Genomic DNA, 18,325 nt, shown 5'->3' on the forward strand with positions numbered 1-18,325 from the left:
AAATGTGAAACAGAGTTTCAGCCACGGACGCACCAAGAATGTCGTGGTGGAAACCAAACGCAAACGCGTGGTGGTTCCCAAGCCGGGCGCAGCAAAGCCGGGTGGCGGTGCTGCACCTTCGGGTGATCCGTCGCGTCGTCCTGCGGGCATTTCCGATGCGGAAATGGCGCGCCGCATGAAGGCGTTGCAAGCGGCCAAAGCGCGTGAGGCCGAAGAGGCCGCGGCGCGCGAGGCTGCTGAAAAGGCGCGCGAAGAAGAGCGCGCACGCCGCCGTGCGGAGCAGGAAGCCAAAGAACGCGAACAGCGCGAAGCCGAAGAGCGAGCGCGTCAGAAGGCTGAGGAAGAAGAACGCAAGCGCAAAGAGGCGGAAGAAGCCGCCAAACGCGCCGCTGCCGCGCCCGCACCGGAAGAGCCCAAAGCGGCTCGCGCCCCGGCCACCAAACCTGCGCCGGCAGCCACGCCGCGCAAACAGGACCGCGAACGTGAACAGCGTGGTCGTGGCAAAGGACGCGACGACAACCGCCGTTCGGGCAAGCTGACTCTGGGTCAGGCGACCGGTGGCGAAGGCAACCGTCAGCGCTCGATGGCCGCGATGAAGCGCAAGCAGGAGCGTGCGCGTCAGAAAGCCATGGGCGGTACCGTTGAACGGGAAAAGGTGATCCGCGACGTACAGCTGCCCGAGGCGATCATGGTCTCGGAACTGGCCAACCGTATGGCCGAGCGTGTGGCTGACGTGGTCAAATCGCTGATGCAGATGGGCATGATGGTCACGCAGAACCAGACCATCGACGCAGACACTGCGGAACTTATCATCGAAGAATTTGGCCACAAGGTCACTCGTGTATCCGATTCGGATGTTGAAGACGTCATCAAAGAGGTCGAAGACAGCGAAGACGATCTGCGGCCGCGTCCGCCGGTCATCACTATCATGGGTCACGTCGACCACGGCAAGACCTCGCTGCTGGACGCAATCCGCGACGCGCGCGTTGTGGCGGGCGAGGCCGGTGGCATCACCCAGCACATCGGTGCGTATCAGGTAAAAACCGATGGCGGCACCACGCTGACCTTCCTCGATACTCCGGGCCACGCGGCGTTTACGTCGATGCGTTCGCGCGGTGCTCAGGTTACGGATATCGTGGTTCTGGTCGTCGCGGCTGACGACGCGGTGATGCCGCAGACGATCGAAGCGATCAACCACGCGAAAGCGGCCGAAGTGCCCATGATCGTGGCGATCAACAAGGTCGACAAGCCGGATGCAAACCCGGACAAGGTCCGTACCGATCTGCTTCAACACGAAGTGATCGTTGAGAAAATGTCGGGTGAGGTCCAAGACGTCGAAGTGTCCGCCATCACCGGTCAGGGTCTGGACGAGCTGCTGGAAGCCATCGCGCTTCAGGCCGAGATTCTGGAACTGAAGGCAAACCCGAACCGCGCCGCCCAAGGTGCCGTGATCGAGGCGCAGCTGGACGTGGGTCGTGGCCCGGTCGCCACGGTTCTGGTTCAGAACGGCACATTGCGTCAGGGTGATATCTTCGTTGTGGGTGAGCAGTACGGTAAGGTCCGTGCGCTGATCAACGACAAAGGCGACCGCGTCAAGGAAGCTGGCCCCTCGGTTCCGGTCGAGGTTCTGGGCTTGAATGGTACGCCTGAAGCGGGCGACGTTCTGAACGTGACCGAGACCGAAGCGCAGGCCCGCGAGATCGCCGAATACCGCGAGCAGGCGGCCAAGGACAAACGCGCCGCCGCTGGTGCCGCAACCACCCTTGAGCAGCTGATGCAGAAGGCCAAGGAAGACGAAAATGTCACCGAGCTGCCGATTCTGATGAAAGCGGACGTGCAGGGGTCTGCCGAGGCCATCGTTCAGGCGATGGAGAAAATCGGCAATGAAGAGGTGCGCGTACGCGTGCTGCACTCGGGCGTTGGTGCAATCACCGAGACGGATGTCGGCCTTGCCGAAGCCTCGGGTGCACCAATCTTTGGCTTCAACGTTCGTGCCAACGCATCGGCGCGGAACACGGCGAACCAAAAGGGTGTCGAGATCCGCTATTACTCGGTGATCTATGATCTGGTCGACGACGTGAAAGCGGCCGCATCCGGCCTGCTGAGCGCCGAGATCCGCGAGAAGTTCATCGGCTATGCCGAGATCCGCGAAGTCTTCAAGGTTACCGGCGTTGGCAAGGTTGCCGGCTGTCTGGTTACCGAAGGCGTTGCGCGCCGTTCGGCAGGCGTTCGCCTGCTGCGCGACAACGTGGTGATCCACGAAGGCACGCTGAAGACGTTGAAGCGCTTCAAAGACGAAGTGGCCGAGGTCCAGTCGGGTCAGGAATGCGGTATGGCGTTCGAGAACTACGACGATATCCGCGCAGGCGACGTGATCGAGATCTTCGAGCGCGAAGAGGTTACCCGCACCCTGGATTGATCCGAAGCGGGATGGACTCAAAAAAACAGCGGCACCGATTGGGCCGCTGTTTTTGTTTGAAAAATGCCTCATTGCGCGTCGGGCAGGAATGTCCCGGAATGCAGGATGATGTCGAAATGGTGCATTCCGTGTTTCAATGCAAAGCTGACCGAGTGCCCGGCCTTGCGCAGCCGTTCCGCGTAGTCGCGGCTTTGACGAATGAATTCGCCGGTGTCCCGTTCCCCCACTGATACATGATAGCGGGGGCCCGGTGGGGGCAGGTTGCGGATCGGGGACAGATCGTTCACTTCGACCGGGGTCAGGTGCAGCGGATCATTCACGGATGTCAAACTGATGGGTTCCAGATCATAAACACCGCTGATCAGAAGCACGTCACGCACGCGTAGCCCGGCGCGGGCCAATGCGCCGGCCGAATTTGCCATGACCATGCTTGCCAGGTGGGCGCCGGCACTGTGCCCTGACAAGGTGATCCGTGTCGGGTCGAATCCCAGTGCCCCGGCCTGTGACGCAAGCCACAGAAGGGCGTCGCGGCATTCGTCGACCATTTGATCCAGCCGCGCATCCGGGGCAAGCGTGTAGTTCAAGGTGGCAAAGGATTGCTCGGCTTCGATCAGCGCCGGGGCCATCATGGCCGATTCGCGCTGGCTGAGATCCTTCCAATACCCACCGTGAATAAAGACATGCAACGGGGCGCCGGCCCCCTTCGCGGGAAAGAAATCCAGCACCTGGGCCGGGGTGTTGCCATAGGCCAGGTTGGCCTGAACGGGCAGCTCGGCACGGGCTTGCGCACTCAGCGTCTGATAGCTGACCAGATAAGGGGTCAGGTCGCCACCGATCATCGAACTGGGAGAGTATTCCCGCTCCAGTTCGGCTTGTGAAAATCCGCGATACAGCATGGCTCAGCCCTGCCCGCTGTACATCAGTTCCGTCCGAACATCATAGAGGTCATGGAAGAACCGCAACTCAAGCGCCTTTCGCAAGAAAGCCACGCCGCTGGAACCTCCGGTACCGGGTTGCATTCCGATCACACGTTCAACTGCGGTGGCGTGGTCAAAGCGCCAGCGTTGAAACAGGCTTTCCACGTCCATGAGTTTTTCGGCCAGCGCATACAGATCCCAATATTTGTCCGTGTTGCGGAACACGTCGACCCAGATCTGAACCGCGCGCGGATCACCGGAATACGGCTCGGAGTAATCCCGCTCGATCAAGTCCCTTGGAACGTCGAACCCCTGTCGGGCCAGCATGTGCAACACTTCGTCATACAGGGACGGTTTGGTCAGGGCGGCATTCAGCATCTGCATTACCTCAGGGTCATGCTCGTGCACTTTCAGGGTCGAGGCATCCTTGTTGCCCAGAATGAACTCGATCTGCCTGTACCCATAGCTTTGAAACCCGGAAGAGCTGCCGAGGGCCTGCCGAAACGTCATATAGTCGGCCGGCGTCATGGTCAGCAGGGTTTCCCAGGCCGCAATCAATTGCCGTTGAATGGCCTTGATGCGGTCGAGGTTTTTCATGGCGGGTCCGAATTCGTCTTGTTGCAGGAACCGGCGGACCTCGACCAGTTGGTGATGCATCAGTTTCAGCCACAGCTCACTGACTTGATGAATGATGATGAACAGCATCTCGTCAGGTTGTGCGGGGTCCTGAAAGGTTTTTTGCAGGTTCAGCAGCGTCTTCAGTTGCAGGAAGTCGCCATAGCTTTTGCGGTGCGTTTCGGTGAAATCAGTGACCAGGGTGTCTTCGACCCCCCGCTGCAACAGACGATCGTCTTTGTTCTCGCCCATCTCATGCCTCCCTTGTGCAAGTTCTGCACCTGTCTAGGGGCTGAGGCCGCAACTTTCCAGCGCGTTAGATCCAGTCCAAAACAACCTTGCCGGACAGGCCTGATTCCATCGCGGAAAACCCTTTGGCAAAATCATCAACCGCAAAGCGGTGCGTGATCACACGGGACACATCCAGACCGTTTTGCAGCATGGCGATCATCTTGTACCACGTCTCGAACATCTCACGCCCATAGACCCCCTTGATCGTGATCGCCTTGAACACGATGCGCGACCAGTCAACCGGGGATTTGCCCGGTGGAATCCCCAGCAACGCGATCTTTCCACCCATCACCAAGGCTTCGACCATCTGGTCCAGGGCGGCTTGCGAGCCGGACATTTCAAGCCCGACATCGAACCCTTCCTTCATCCCAAGCTCGGCGACGACATCCCGCAATTCCTCGGTGGATACATCGACGGTCCGCACGGAAGGAACCACATGTTCGGCCAGCTTCAATCGGTCAGCGTTGATGTCGGTGATGACCACGTTGCGCGCGCCCGCGTGACGAGCAACGGCAGCGGCCATGATGCCGATGGGGCCCGCACCCGTGATCAGAACATCCTCGCCCAGCAAATCAAAGCTGAGGGCAGTATGCACAGCATTGCCCAGCGGATCGAGGATGGCTCCGATCTCATCCGGTATGTCGTCGGGCAAGGGAACCACGTTGAAGGCAGGCAGTTTCAGATACTCGGCAAATGCGCCCTGTTCGTTCACTCCAATGCCCCGTGTGCCCGGATCCAGGTGAAACTTTCCGGCGCGGCTCTGGCGGCTGTCGGTGGTGATCAGATGGCCCTCGCCCGAACATCGCTGGCCGATTTCAAGCCCTGTCACGTTGCGCCCGATCTCGACGATCTCTCCGGCAAACTCATGGCCAGTGATCATCGGAACCGGCACGGTATGAGACGCCCACTCGTCCCAGTTCCAGATATGGATGTCGGTGCCGCAGATGCCCGTCTTGTTGATACGGATCAGCACATCATCTGGGCCAATTTCGGGGATCGGGGCCTGCACCATCCACAGCCCTTCTTCGGGTTTGGATTTTTCCAGTGCTTTCATTGTGTTGGGTCGCATGCGTTTACTCCCACAAATCGGTCGACAGATATTTCAGGCCGCTGTCACACATGACGATGGCGACACAGCCGCCTTCCTCGGGGCCGCGCAGCAGTTCAATTGCCGCGGCAAGGTTCGCGCCTGCCGAATAGCCGGCGAATATCCCCTCGGTCCGGGCCAGAAGTCGGGCACAATCCCGCGCGGCCTTTCCCGTAACAGCAAGATGTCCGGCCAATTGGCTATCCATCAAATGCACCAGATCACCCATGGCGTAACCGCCACCCTGAATGGGATGGTCCGGGGTCGAAACCGGCTCACCGGCCAAAGCGCGCGCGCCCGCAGGTTCCACGGCATAGCACCGCACGCCGCGCCGGTTCAGATACTCTGCCGCTCCGGCCAGCGTTCCGCCCGATCCTGCAAAGTCGCAGAATGCCGTGACGGTGCCTTTGGATTGCGCCCAGATCTCGGGCCCGGTTCCGGTTTCGTGGGCCTTGGGGTTTCCCGAATGACCAAACTGGTCCGCACGAAACGCGTTGCGTTCGGCTGTGATGCGTTTCGCCTCGACATCGACCAGTTCAAGATCGGCACCAGAGACTTCGCCGGGTTTGCTGCCGGGGGCCTGGGGCACGATGACAACTTCGGCCCCCAAGGCCCGCATCATACGTGCGCGTTCGACCGAGTTTCCGGCGCTCATGACCGCCACGAAAGGATGGCCCAGAATGCCGCAGACTATGGCCAGCCCGGTGCCCATGTTGCCCGAGGTCAGCTCGACCACCGTTTGCCCCGATGACAAAGTCCCGTCTGCGCGCGCCGTTTCGATGATGGACTTCGCCGCGCGGTCCTTTTTCGAAGATCCTGGCAGCAAATAGTCAAGCTTGGCGATGATACGCCCGTTCAGCTTTTGCCGGGCACACACGCGCGACAGTTCGACCATGGGGGTGTCGCCGATCACATCGATGACCGATGGAAGGATCATCCGATGACCCCCAGCTCTTTGCCGACCTTGCCAAATGCGGACAGGGCGCGGTCCAGTTCATCCCTGGTCAGAGCCGCATTCATCTGCGTTCTGATCCGCGCTTGCCCGCGTGGGACGACCGGAAAGAAGAAGCCCGAAACATAGACGCCTTCGTCGAACAGCCGTGATGCCATGTCTTGTGCCAGCGTCGCCTCACCCAGCATCACCGGGATGATCGGGTGTTCCCCGGGCAGCAGGTCAAAACCAAGCTTTTCCAAGCCAGCGCGCCAATACTTGGCGTTGCCAAACAGTTGCGCGCGCAGCATGTCGCCTTCTTCGACAAGACGGATCGCCTCCAACCCGGCAGCGACGATCGAGGGCGGCAGCGAGTTTGAGAACAGATAGGGCCGCGCCCGCTGCCGCAGCAGGTCGATCACTGGCTGCGGCCCGGCGATATAGCCGCCGATTGCCCCCCCAAGTGCTTTGCCCAGGGTTCCCGTCAGAATATCCACATCGACGCCGAAATGATCGGGTGTGCCGGCCCCGTTCGGCCCCATGAAGCCGGTCGCATGGCAATCGTCCACCATGACAATCGCATCGTATCTATCGGCCAGTTCCCTGATTTTCGGCAGGTTGGCCAGATAGCCGTCCATCGAGAACACGCCATCGGTGGCGATCATGATATGCCGCGCCCCGTCCTCGCGCGCCTGTTTCAGCCAGGCTTCGAGGTCATTCATGTCGTTGTTCAGATAGCGATAGCGTTTGGCCTTGCACAGCCGCACGCCGTCGATGATCGAGGCGTGGTTCAGGCTGTCCGAAATGATGGCGTCTTCCGGTCCCAGCAGAGGTTCAAACAGCCCGCCATTGGCGTCGAAACAGGCGGCAAAGAGGATGGAGTCGTCCTTGTTCAGGAAATTGGCAAGACGTTGTTCCAGTTCGCGATGAATGTCTTGCGTGCCACAGATGAACCGAACCGACGCCATGCCGAATCCCTTGGGCCCCATCGCTTGTGTCGCGGCCTCGATCAGCGCCGGGTGATCCGCCAGACCCAGATAGTTGTTGGCACAGAGGTTGATCACCTGCTTGCCGCCCACAGTAATCTCACCGCCCTGAGGCGAGGTGATCATTCGTTCGCGTTTGTAAAGACCCTCAGATTCGATCTGCGCAAGTGTGTCCGTGATATGGGACAGGAATGCATCTGCCATGGCGACCTCCGTTCAACTGAGTCGCACATCTAACATAGCGGATGAAATTCCCAAATAGGGGAAATTCAATATGAAGGAAAAAAATCCGTGAAGGTGGAATTTCGCGGATGTCAGGCGTTTTTTACGATCAGAAATACTCGGGCTGGCCCTTGGGCACAGATCGAATGCGCAATGTCGGCGGCGTATCGGGCCGTGTCCCCCTGATTCAACTCGGACACCGCATTGCCTGAAGTGACCTTGACCGCGCCTTCCAGCACGGTGAGCTGTTCACGGGCACCGCGGGCGTGGGGTTGACTGTTCAGGGCCCCGTCCACGTCGAATTCGATATCATAGACTTCATGACCCCCGGCCTCTTCCGGTGGTGACAGGATGCGAATTCGGCAGTTTTGCCCCATATTGTCGATGCTGGGCACTTCGGAGTTTCTGAGCACCTCGATCTCGTCCGTGGCCTTTGTGCCCTCCAAGAGACCGGCGAAATCCACCTGCAAGGCGCGTGTCAGGTTCCACAAGGTCGAGATCGTCGGGCTGCTTTCTCCGCGTTCGATCTGACTGACCATGGACCGGGACACACCGCTGAGGTTGGCGACCGCTTCCAGGGACAGGCCCTTGGCGCGTCGTGCCTCTTTCAGGCGGGCGGGCAGGAGGTTCAGGATATCGTCTGTGTCTTCCGTCATGACGGAATCCATGGGGGTTGCGCAACGCAATGTCAATTCCCACCGTGACGGGACGTCTGGGGCGACAGTGCCATTCTGCGCATGCATAATGCAGCGAAATTCAGGAGGAGTAGCTCATGAGCGATATCGTTATTCTCGACGGTGCCCGCACCGCAATTGGCACCTTTGGTGGTGCGCTGGCTTCAACCGCGCCGATTGATCTGGCCACTGTCGCGACCGAAGCGGCGCTTGAGCGATCGGGGGTTGAGGGGGCGCAGATCGGGCATGTGGTGCTCGGTCATGTGATCAACACTGAACCGCGTGACATGTATCTGTCGCGCGTCGCCGCGATGCAGGCGGGCATTCCCAATGGTACGCCGGCCATGAACGTGAACCGCCTGTGCGGATCGGGCGCGCAGGCGATCGTGTCAGCCATGCAGTCCCTGATGCTGGGCGATGCTGACTTTGCGGTGGCAGGCGGAGCAGAGAGCATGTCCCGAAGCCCCTATATTGTTCCGCAGGCGCGCTGGGGCGCAAAGATGGGCGACGTCACCGCGCTGGACATGATGCTGGGCGCGTTGAACTGCCCCTTTGGCACCGGACATATGGGGGTGACGGCCGAAAACGTGGCGGATGAGCATCAAATCAGCCGCGAACAGATGGATGCGTTCGCATTGGACAGCCAGACACGCGCGGCAGCGGCGATTGAGGCCGGGTTCTTCGACAGCCAGATCACTCCGGTACAGGTCAAGGTCAAGCGGGACATGGTTGATTTCAAAGTCGACGAGCACCCAAAGGCGACGACCGCCGAAGCGTTGGCCGGTCTGCGCCCGGTGTTCAAGAAGGACGGGCGTGTGACGGCCGGGAATGCCTCGGGTATCAATGACGGGGCGGCGGCGATGGTGCTGGCGACAGCGGATGCGGCCGAAAGGGCCGGTCTGAAACCGAAAGCACGCGTGATTGGTTATGCGCATGCAGGCGTGCGGCCGGAAGTCATGGGCATCGGTCCGGTTCCGGCTGTGCAAAACCTGTTGAAGAAGACGGGTCTGTCAGCGGAAGATTTCGACGTGATCGAAAGCAATGAAGCCTTCGCAGCGCAGGCTTTGGCCGTGAATCAGGAACTTGGATTGGACGCGAGCAAGGTGAACCCCAACGGCGGTGCGATTGCGTTGGGGCATCCGGTGGGGGCCACGGGTGCGATCATCACGCTGAAAGCACTGTACGAGCTGGAACGTACCGGCGGGTCCAAAGGGTTGATCACCATGTGCATCGGGGGCGGTCAGGGGATTGCCATCGCCATCGAGCGGCTCTGACCCGAAAGGGGTGCGGGGGGCTGTCTGCCCCCCATCGTGCCAGGGCGCGATTCCCCCCGAGGATATTTGTGGTCAGATGAAGCAGGCGGGTTGGTTCAGCTGAGCGCGTTGACCAGCAAGACCAGCGCTGCACCTGCTGCGGCGCCAATCGTGGCGGGCAGAGCAAAGGACCAAAAGGTGGGCGTCTGCGGTTCGTCCTTCTGTGTCTGCGCGATCAGTGCGTTTTCAACCAGTGCCGGCAGACGCGGGCCGAAGCGGGCCAGCACCATTGCGGTTTTCCCAAAATCACGCAGGGCTGCCCGGGGGCCAATGGATTGTTTGATGTAGTCTTCGACCACGGGGCGGGCGACTTCCCAGATGTTCATATGAGGATCGAGTGAGCGCGCGACGCCTTCGACGACAACCATGGTGCGTTGCAGCAGGATCAACTCGGTTCGGGTTTCCATCCCGAACCGTTCGGTCACTTCGAACAGATAACTCAGCAACCGCCCCATGGAAATATGCGTGGCATCCATGCCAAAGATCGGCTCGCCCACGGCACGCAGAGCACGGGCGAACTCGTCCACGTCCTGATTGGCGGGAACATAGCCGGCTTCGAAATGCACCTCGGCCACGCGTTTGTAGTCACGGCGGATGAAGCCGAACAGGATTTCGGCATAGACCCGGCGCGTGTATTCATCGATATGCCCCATGATGCCGTAGTCATAGGCTATGATGTCTCCGTTCGCGGCGACCTTCAGGTTGCCCTGGTGCATGTCGGCGTGGAAAAAGCCGTCGCGCAGGGCATGGAGAAGGAACAGGCGCAGGACACGTTCGGCCAGATCATTGCGGTTGTGACCCGCGGCATCCAGAGCATCATTGTCACCCAGCGCGATCCCGTCCGCCCAACTGAGCGTCATGACGCGTCGCGCGGACAGTGACCATACAACGGGGGGCAGCCAGAAGCCGGTGTCGTCCTTGGTGTTGGCGGCATATTCGGAGGCCGCCGCGCTTTCCAGACGCAGATCCAGTTCGCCGCGCACGACACCGTCGAAATGCTCGATCACCTCCACCGGTCGCAGACGGCGCGCGCCGGGGGCGAAGAGCTGGACGATCCGGGCGGCGAAATAGAACGCATCGACATCTTTGCGGAACGCGCGTTCGATCCCCGGGCGCAGGACTTTCACTGCAACATCCTCGCCCGTGCTGGTCAGCTTGGCCTTGTGAACCTGCGCAATCGAGGCAGCGGCAATCGGTTCGCTGAATTCGCTGAACATCTCCGAGATCGGCTGACCCAGTTCTTTCTCGACTTCGGCCATTGCGCCGGCTTTGGAGAAAGGGGGCAGCTTGTCTTGCAGAACGCGCAGTTGCTCGGCCAGTTCATTTCCGACGACGTCAGGGCGGGTCGAAAGCACTTGCCCGAATTTGATATAGGCAGGGCCAAGCGCCGTCAGGGCGCGCGTGGCCGCTGGCATACCGGGGTCGCCCCTGTAGCCAAGCCATTGAAAGGGTTTGCCCAATGCGTGGGCCAGGATGCGAACGGCGCGCGGGGCTTCGAACGCATCCAGCACCACGTTCATGGCGCCTGTGCGCTCGAGCGTTGCGCCTGTGCGGATCAGGCGGATGATGTTATGGGGACCTCGCATGTGTCAGATCTTCCAGCCGGAATGCAGCGCGGCGATGCCCATGCTCAGGTTTCGGTACTTGGCGTTCTCGAAACCTGCGGCGCGAACCATGTTCAGAAACGTTTCCTGATCGGGAAATTTCCGGATCGATTCGACCAGGTACTGATAGCTGTCATAGTCATTGGCGATCAGCTTTCCCATGCGCGGGATGACGTTGAAGCTGTAAAGGTCATAGAGCTTTTGCAGCCCTTCATTTGGCAGCTGGCTGAATTCCAGCACCATCAGACGGCCACCGGGTTTCAGCACGCGGTAAGCCTCGTTCAAAGCTTCTTGCGGGCGGGTGACGTTCCGAATGCCGAACGAGATCGTGTAAACATCGAATGTACTGTCTTCGAAGGGCAGGGCCATGGCGTCGCCCACGACCCAGTTCAGACTGTCCGACATCTGATCTGCCTCGGCGCGTTGGCGACCTTCGACCAGCATCGGCTCGGTCAGGTCCAGCACAGTGGCGTGGCCATGGCCCGCGCGCTTGAGGAATCGGAACGAGATGTCGCCCGTACCGCCGGCCACGTCCAGCAGCCGCTGGCCGGGGCGCGGCGCCAGCCAGTCCATCATCGCGTCCTTCCAGACCCGGTGGATGCCCATCGACATGACATCGTTCATCACATCGTATTTCGAGGCAACCGAGTTGAAAACGCCCTGCACGCGCCCGGCTTTTTCAGCCTCGCGCACGGTTTCAAACCCGAAATGAGTGGTCTTGTCGATGTTGTCGGACATTTGCCTTGCCGTTTGTCGAATTTCGCCTCTGTTATAGGGCCAAGAGAGGCGGGCACAATGCGGCCCTTTGAATTAGGAGCCCTGTAATGCCCGAATTACCCGAGGTCGAGACAGTAAGACGCGGCCTGAGTCCTGCCATGGAAGGGGTCGTGATCGAACGGGCTGATGTGAATCGCCCCGATTTGCGCTGGCCATTCCCCGAACGTATGGCCGAACGGCTGACCGGGCAGCGGGTAGAGCGGTTGCGGCGGCGGTCGAAATACATCCTTGCAGATCTGAGCAGCGGTGACACGCTGTTGATCCACCTGGGCATGTCGGGGCGGATGACGGTGTCGGGCGACCCGTTGGGGCAGTTCGTCCATAACCATCCCGCCGTGCAAAAACACGACCATGTGGTCTTTCATATGGCCAATGGCGCGCGCATCACCTTCAACGATCCCCGCCGGTTTGGCGCGATGGACCTGATGCAAACGGCCAACGCCGAAGATCACAAGCTGCTGTCGGTTCTGGGGCCTGAACCCTTGGGCAACGATTTTCACGACAAACACTTGATCGAGGCGTTCAAAGGCAAGAACACCCCTGTCAAATCCGCCCTGCTGGATCAGGGAATCGTTGCCGGTCTGGGCAATATCTATGTTTGCGAAGCTCTTTATCGCGGCCGAGTGTCGCCACGTCGCAAAGCCGGACAGATTTCCGCACCCCGCGTGGCGGCGCTTGTTCCGATCATCCGGCAGGTGTTGCAGGACGCCATCGAAGCCGGAGGGTCTTCGCTGCGGGATTTCCGCCAAGCCGATGGAGAACTTGGATATTTTCAGCACAAGTTTGATGTCTATGGCCGCGAGGGCGAGGCCTGCCGGACCGAAGGGTGCGGAGCGCCGATCAAGAGAATCACCCAGTCCGGTCGCTCATCCTTCTATTGTGCGCAATGCCAAAGATAGCTTGATCCAAGTTTTTCGCGTGGTAAGGAATCGTACCTGAACGGAACAACCGGAAGCTTTCTCCTCATGGCTTTTGAGACGATCATCGTCGAAATCGAAGACCACGTCGCACTTATCAAACTCAACCGACCGGATGCGCTGAACGCGTTGAACACCCAGTTGCTGGGTGAGCTCTGCACCGCGCTGGAAGATGCGGACAGCAATGACAAGGTGCGCTGCATCGTTATAACCGGATCGGACAAGGCCTTCGCCGCCGGCGCGGACATCAAGGAAATGTCCGAGATGAGTTTTGTCGACGTCTACAACATCAACCTTTTTGCCGATGCGAATGATCGTGTGACCGCGATTCGCAAACCGATCATTGCGGCCGTTGCGGGCTATGCGCTGGGCGGTGGCTGTGAACTTGCCATGCTGTGCGATTTCATCATCGCGGCGGACACCGCGAAATTTGGCCAGCCCGAGATCAATCTTGGCGTCATTGCCGGTCTGGGTGGAAGTCAGCGCCTGACTCGATTTGTGGGTAAATCCAAATCGATGGACATGAACCTGACAGGGCGTTTCATGGATGCCGACGAAGCCGAGCGTGCGGGTCTCGTCAGCCGGGTGGTGCCGGCCAAGAAGCTGATCGAAGAGGCAGTGAGTGCAGCACAGAAGATTGCCGAGAAATCGCAGCTGACCGCAATGGCCGCGAAAGAAGCGGTGAACCGCAGCTACGAGCTTCCGCTGAGTGAAGGCATGTTGTTCGAGCGTCGCGTCTTCCACTCGATGTTCGCAACCGAAGATCAGAAGGAAGGCATGGCCGCGTTCCTGGAAAAGCGCACGGCGCAATTCCGCGACAAGTAAAGCGCGGGACCAGTGTGGCGGGTGGCTTTAGCCCGCCCCATATTCTTGGCCATGGTTCTAAGAATCAACTTGGCAATCTCTGTGAACTTGGCTAAAGACCCCCGTTATACATGCGCGTGCGGCCCGCTTGGCCCGACTCACACTCGTGATTTCTGATCCGGTGCGGATATATCCGTGGCGCGCAACCCAAGATTAACGTACCGAACGAAGGTCAGATTCACATGGCAAACTCGCCTCAGGCAAAAAAACGCGCGCGTCAGAACGACAAGCGTTTTGCAATCAACAAAGCGCGTCGTTCGCGCATCCGCACCTATCTGCGTAAAGTCGAAGAAGCGATCGCATCCGGTGACAAGGACGCGGCGACTGCTGCCCTGCGTGCAGCTCAGCCCGAGCTGATGCGCGGCGTTACCAAGGGTGTTTTCCACAAGAACACCGCCGCCCGTAAAATGTCGCGCCTGTCCGCGCGCGTCAAAGCGCTGGGCTAAGCTTTTGGGTGACCCAAGGTCACGTCAGAAAGGCTGAACCATTCTGAAAAGGCGTCGTGCATCACGGCGCCTTTTTTCGTGTTGCCAGAAAACCGCGCCTTCACGAAACCGAGAGATTCTTTCGCCCAAAGACCCGAGTCAATATCAGAGTTTCGTTGCCGCGCCCCTCTCGGAATTGCTACGACTGATGTCAGCGATTCACTCGCTTGGGGGGACAGGCTGTTTTCCCGATCGAACTGACGGGCATCAGAGCGATCTGGGGACAATTGTCGACGACTGGCTAGAGCCAGGCTGCCGATCTGCCATGGAAGCCGGAATAAACCCGGTGATCTTGGCCCTGTCTAAAAATTGAGATTGCGACGTGCAACCCGATTATCGGGACGTTCCGTTATTGCTGAGCGTCAGAATTGGGGGTTGCCGAGCACTTCGGGATGGTCCCGTCAAGCTGTCTGGTTTGGCGACTGGATATCTATCGCGTGTGAATACAGCTCCGGGAAACCGGCTTCGTATGAATAAGGCTGACAGGCCAATAAGAATGGGATGCGTGAGGCGCTTAATGACACAAGAAAAATGGGGACTACTGCGTAACAAGTTGCTGAAGGCCATCGGTCGGAACAATTATACGACCTGGATCGAGCCTTTGGAATTCAAGGAGCTTCAGGACGGCGTGGCGGTTTTCTCGGTGCCGACCAATTTCATGGGCAATTACGTCAGCCAGAATTTTGCCGACCTCATTTTATACGAGCTGAACACCGCAGGTGAAACTGTGCAGCGACTGGATTTCCGTGTCGCCGCAAACTCGCCTGCACGGCCCAAGCCAGCTGTTGATACGCCGCCGGTGGCAAAGCCTGAACCTGTCGCCGCGCCGAGCGAAGACCCGGCGCAGGATACATTGGAATCGCTTCAGGCCGCCCCGTTGGATTCACGCTTTACCTTTGACAGTTTTGTCGTCGGCAAGCCCAATGAACTGGCCCACGCGGCCGCGCGTCGGGTATCCGAGGGCGGGCCGGTGACCTTCAATCCACTGGTTCTGTACGGCGGTGTGGGGCTGGGTAAGACCCACTTGATGCACGCCATTGCATGGGAGCTGAAAACCAAACATCCGGAACTGAACGTTCTGTACCTGTCAGCGGAACAGTTCATGTACCGGTTCGTGCAGGCCCTGCGCGAGCGTCGGATGATGGATTTCAAACACCTGTTCCGTTCGGTTGACGTTTTGATGGTTGACGATGTGCAGTTCATCGCCGGCAAGGATTCCACTCAGGAAGAGTTTTTCCACACGTTCAACGCGCTGGTGGATCAGAATAAACAGATCATCATCTCGGCCGATCGCGCCCCGGGTGAGATCAAGGATCTGGAAGATCGGGTGAAATCCCGCCTGCAATGTGGTCTGGTGGTTGACCTGCACCCGACCGATTATGAACTGCGTCTGGGCATTTTGCAGAACAAGGTGCAGCAATACAGCTCATCCTATCCGGATTTGGCGATTGCCGATGGTGTTCTGGAATTCCTGGCGCATCGCATCTCGACTAATGTTCGGGTGCTGGAAGGTGCCTTGACCCGGCTGTTCGCTTTTGCCTCGCTGGTTGGTCGCGAGATCGACATGGAACTGACGCAGGATTGTCTGGCGGATGTGTTGCGCGCCTCGGAACGCAAGATCACCGTTGAAGAGATCCAGCGGAAGGTTTCCGAGTATTACAACATCCGGCTCTCTGACATCATCGGCCCGAAGCGCCTGCGCTCTTACGCGCGTCCGCGTCAGGTGGCGATGTATCTATGCAAGCAGTTGACCAGCCGGTCGCTGCCCGAGATCGGCCGCCGTTTTGGCGGGCGCGATCACACGACGGTCATGCACGGTGTCAAGCGCATTGAAGAGTTGAAGCTGACCGATGGTCAGATCGCTGAAGACGTGGAAATGCTGCGCCGGTCGCTTGAAGCCTGATCCGCGCCTGTAATGCAGGAAACCGCCCCGATTCCTTGGGTCCGGGGCGTTTCTTGTGCGCATTAGTCCACGGTTGGATCAGAACTGGTGCCTGTCAGGCACGCTGCCCTTGACGCTGGACGCAATCCAACCCAGAAATCCGTAAAAAATCCTTGTGCCTCAGGGTGGAACCGCTAACGTGCCAGTCCCGCCCATGTCGGTACGCAAGTCAGAGGAATTGAGGGTATGAAGATCAGCATCGAACGCGGCACCCTTCTCAAGGCCGTTTCGCAGGCCCAATCCGTAGTGGAACGCCGCAATACCATTCCCATACTTGCGAATGTCCTGATCGAGGCAGAAGGCGATCAGGCGCTGTTTCGCGCGACCGATCTGGATATCGAAGTGGTCGACAAGGCCCCGGCGCAGGTCGAGAAAGCCGGCGCCACCACCGTTGCGGCAACAACCCTGCATGAGATCGTGCGCAAACTGCCCGACGGAGCGTTGGTCACGCTGACCGCGGACAGCGCGGCAGGGCGTCTGACGGTTGAGGCGGGTCGGTCGAATTTCTCGCTGGCGACGCTGCCGAAAGAGGATTTCCCGGTCATGGCGTCGTCGGAGTATCAATCAAATTTCACGGCTTCGGCTGCCTTGCTGCGACGGTTGTTCGACAAGTCGAAATTCGCAATCTCAACAGAAGAGACACGGTATTATCTGAACGGTGTCTACATGCATGTGGCCGACGGATCCGATGGTGGCAAGGTGTTGCGCTGCGTGGCCACCGACGGTCACCGGCTTGCTCGGATCGATGCCGATTTGCCGGATGGTGCAGAGGGCATGCCGGGCGTTATCGTCCCGCGCAAGACCGTGGGCGAGTTGCGCAAGCTGCTGGACGATGATGAAATGGATATCGCCGTTTCGGTCAGCGAAACCAAGGTGCGCTTCGCCACGCCGGATATCACGCTGACCTCGAAGGTTATTGACGGCACATTTCCTGACTACACACGCGTTATCCCGCAAGGAAATACTCGCAAGCTGGAAGTGGATGCCGCCGAGTTCGCGCAGGCCGTGGACCGGGTGGCAACGGTGTCTTCCGAGCGTTCGCGTGCGGTGAAGCTGCAACTGGATGGCGACAAGCTGGTCCTGTCGGTGAACGCTCCAGACAGTGGCGCGGCCGAGGAAGAACTGGCCGTTGCCTATGGTGATGAGCGTCTGGAGATCGGGTTCAATGCCAAATATCTGCTGGAGATCGCGTCTCAGGTGGATCGAGAGAATGCGGTGTTCATGTTCAATTCAGCTGGCGACCCGACCCTGATGCGCGAAGGCAATGACCAGAGCGCAGTTTACGTCGTCATGCCAATGCGCGTCTGATCGCGCGGACGCGCGATGCCTCCGGCGGGAGTATTTTTGAAAAGATGAAGGGAGGGGTCATGGGATTGGCCCTGACCGAGCTTACGGTCTCGCATTTTCGGTCTCACAAGCTGGCGCGGTTGTCTCTGGACGGGCGGCCAGTGGCGATTCACGGGCCGAACGGGGCGGGCAAGACCAATATTCTGGAAGCGGTATCCTTGTTTTCACCCGGTCGCGGAATGCGGCGGGCGAGCGCGGCCGAGATGACGCGGCGGCCCGAGGCGTTGGGCTGGAAACTGTCGGGACTGTTGCAATCGCAGGGTCAGAATTTCGAAATCGAAACCTGGTCGGAGGGCGGTGCGGCACGGCAGGTGAGGATTGATGGAAAATCCGCCACCCAGATTGATCTGGGTAAACTTGCACGGGTGGTCTGGCTGGTTCCATCCATGGACCGCCTGTGGATTGAAGGAGCCGAAGGCCGGCGCCGGTTTCTTGATCGCATTGCGCTCAGTTTCGATCCGTCTCATGCGGAGGCCTCGCTGATTTACGAAAAAGCAATGCGCGAACGGAACCGTTTGCTGAAAGAGCAGGTTCGGGACGCGCATTGGTATGCTGCGCTTGAGGGTCAGCTGGCCGAGATGGGGCATCGTATCCACGCAGCGCGATTGGCGGCGTTGCGCCATCTGCGAGTGGCGCAGGATCAGGCGGAAACGGCTTTTCCGTCTGCCGAGTTGGAATTGGTGCAAACCGAAGGCGCGATGCCAGAAACGGCCGAGGATCTGCGCGAGGCTTTGAATGAAAGCCGGTTCAGGGACTTGGCTGCGGGTCGGACTTTGGTTGGGTCGCATCGGTCAGACTTGTATGGCGTCTTTGCCGCCAAGGGTGTTCCCGCCAAGGATTGTTCCACCGGTGAGCAGAAGGCGCTGCTGGTTTCATTGATCCTGTCCAATGCCCGAGCTTTGGCCGCAATGGTGGGTGCGCCACCGATCGTATT

The 18,325-nt window shown here is 59.4% G+C and carries 16 protein-coding genes; 8 read left to right on the plus strand and 8 right to left on the minus strand.

Annotation, left to right across the window (positions count from 1 at the left end):
• The coding region (gene infB / locus AC2FNN_RS18560) for a translation initiation factor IF-2 (RefSeq protein WP_496759940.1) at positions 1–2,419 on the plus strand (2,419 nt) is incomplete at its 5' end.
• A 68-nt stretch (positions 2,420–2,487) separates the two neighbouring features.
• Here the strand turns inward: infB and AC2FNN_RS18565 are convergent.
• The 6 genes from AC2FNN_RS18565 to AC2FNN_RS18590 all read right to left on the minus strand — a co-directional run bounded on the left by AC2FNN_RS18565 (position 2,488) and on the right by AC2FNN_RS18590 (position 8,124).
• The gene (locus AC2FNN_RS18565; RefSeq protein ID WP_496759941.1) at positions 2,488–3,315 is read right to left on the minus strand and encodes an alpha/beta hydrolase; all 828 of its coding nucleotides are present in this window, start codon (positions 3,313–3,315) and stop codon (positions 2,488–2,490) included.
• A gap of 3 nt (positions 3,316–3,318) precedes the next feature.
• The gene (locus AC2FNN_RS18570; RefSeq protein WP_496759942.1) at positions 3,319–4,203 is read right to left on the minus strand and encodes a tryptophan 2,3-dioxygenase; all 885 of its coding nucleotides are present in this window, start codon (positions 4,201–4,203) and stop codon (positions 3,319–3,321) included.
• Positions 4,204–4,267: 64 nt separating this feature from the next.
• Positions 4,268–5,296, minus strand: a complete 1,029-nt coding sequence (gene tdh / locus AC2FNN_RS18575) for an L-threonine 3-dehydrogenase (RefSeq protein ID WP_496759951.1) — start codon at positions 5,294–5,296, stop codon at positions 4,268–4,270.
• Between the two features lie 19 nt (positions 5,297–5,315).
• On the minus strand, positions 5,316–6,266 hold the full coding sequence (locus AC2FNN_RS18580) for a PLP-dependent cysteine synthase family protein (protein ID WP_496759943.1): 951 nt from the start codon (positions 6,264–6,266) through the stop codon (positions 5,316–5,318).
• Positions 6,263–7,450: a glycine C-acetyltransferase gene (locus AC2FNN_RS18585; protein WP_496759944.1), complete on the minus strand. Its 1,188-nt coding sequence runs from the start codon at positions 7,448–7,450 to the stop codon at positions 6,263–6,265. Before AC2FNN_RS18585 ends, AC2FNN_RS18580 begins: the two co-directional genes overlap by 4 nt.
• A 110-nt stretch (positions 7,451–7,560) precedes the next feature.
• Positions 7,561–8,124, minus strand: a complete 564-nt coding sequence (locus AC2FNN_RS18590; protein WP_496759945.1) for a helix-turn-helix domain-containing protein — start codon at positions 8,122–8,124, stop codon at positions 7,561–7,563.
• 116 nt (positions 8,125–8,240) lie between these two features.
• Between AC2FNN_RS18590 and AC2FNN_RS18595 the strand changes: the two genes are divergently transcribed.
• The gene (locus AC2FNN_RS18595; protein ID WP_496759946.1) at positions 8,241–9,416 is read left to right on the plus strand and encodes an acetyl-CoA C-acyltransferase family protein; all 1,176 of its coding nucleotides are present in this window, start codon (positions 8,241–8,243) and stop codon (positions 9,414–9,416) included.
• 95 nt (positions 9,417–9,511) lie between these two features.
• Here AC2FNN_RS18595 and ubiB read toward each other — a convergent pair whose 3' ends face one another.
• Positions 9,512–11,041 (minus strand): 2-polyprenylphenol 6-hydroxylase, encoded by a 1,530-nt coding sequence (gene ubiB / locus AC2FNN_RS18600; RefSeq protein ID WP_496759947.1) that lies wholly within the window; start codon positions 11,039–11,041, stop codon positions 9,512–9,514.
• A gap of 3 nt (positions 11,042–11,044) precedes the next feature.
• Entirely contained in the window at positions 11,045–11,797 is a 753-nt protein-coding gene (ubiE, locus tag AC2FNN_RS18605) for a bifunctional demethylmenaquinone methyltransferase/2-methoxy-6-polyprenyl-1,4-benzoquinol methylase UbiE (RefSeq protein ID WP_496759948.1), read from the minus strand.
• Positions 11,798–11,883: 86 nt separating this feature from the next.
• Between ubiE and mutM the strand changes: the two genes are divergently transcribed.
• The 6 genes from mutM to recF all read left to right on the plus strand — a co-directional run.
• On the plus strand, positions 11,884–12,735 hold the full coding sequence (gene mutM / locus AC2FNN_RS18610; RefSeq protein WP_496759949.1) for a bifunctional DNA-formamidopyrimidine glycosylase/DNA-(apurinic or apyrimidinic site) lyase: 852 nt from the start codon (positions 11,884–11,886) through the stop codon (positions 12,733–12,735).
• Between the two features lie 66 nt (positions 12,736–12,801).
• The gene (acuK, locus tag AC2FNN_RS18615; protein ID WP_117870917.1) at positions 12,802–13,578 is read left to right on the plus strand and encodes an acryloyl-CoA hydratase; all 777 of its coding nucleotides are present in this window, start codon (positions 12,802–12,804) and stop codon (positions 13,576–13,578) included.
• Positions 13,579–13,799: 221 nt separating this feature from the next.
• Positions 13,800–14,063 carry a 30S ribosomal protein S20 gene (gene rpsT / locus AC2FNN_RS18620; RefSeq protein WP_170743071.1) on the plus strand — a complete coding sequence of 88 codons (264 nt, stop codon included), beginning with the start codon at positions 13,800–13,802 and terminating at the stop codon, positions 14,061–14,063.
• Positions 14,064–14,619: 556 nt separating this feature from the next.
• Complete coding sequence (dnaA, locus tag AC2FNN_RS18625) at positions 14,620–16,005, plus strand: chromosomal replication initiator protein DnaA (RefSeq protein ID WP_170345655.1); 1,386 nt, start codon at positions 14,620–14,622, stop codon at positions 16,003–16,005.
• 225 nt (positions 16,006–16,230) lie between these two features.
• Positions 16,231–17,352, plus strand: coding sequence for a DNA polymerase III subunit beta (dnaN, locus tag AC2FNN_RS18630; RefSeq protein WP_171617360.1), 1,122 nt, complete (start codon positions 16,231–16,233; stop codon positions 17,350–17,352).
• Between the two features lie 59 nt (positions 17,353–17,411).
• Positions 17,412–18,325 (plus strand): DNA replication/repair protein RecF (recF, locus tag AC2FNN_RS18635; protein ID WP_496759950.1); only part of this gene is annotated, 914 nt, incomplete at its 3' end.

This window comes from Ruegeria sp. BHSA118 (genome assembly GCF_059613405.1).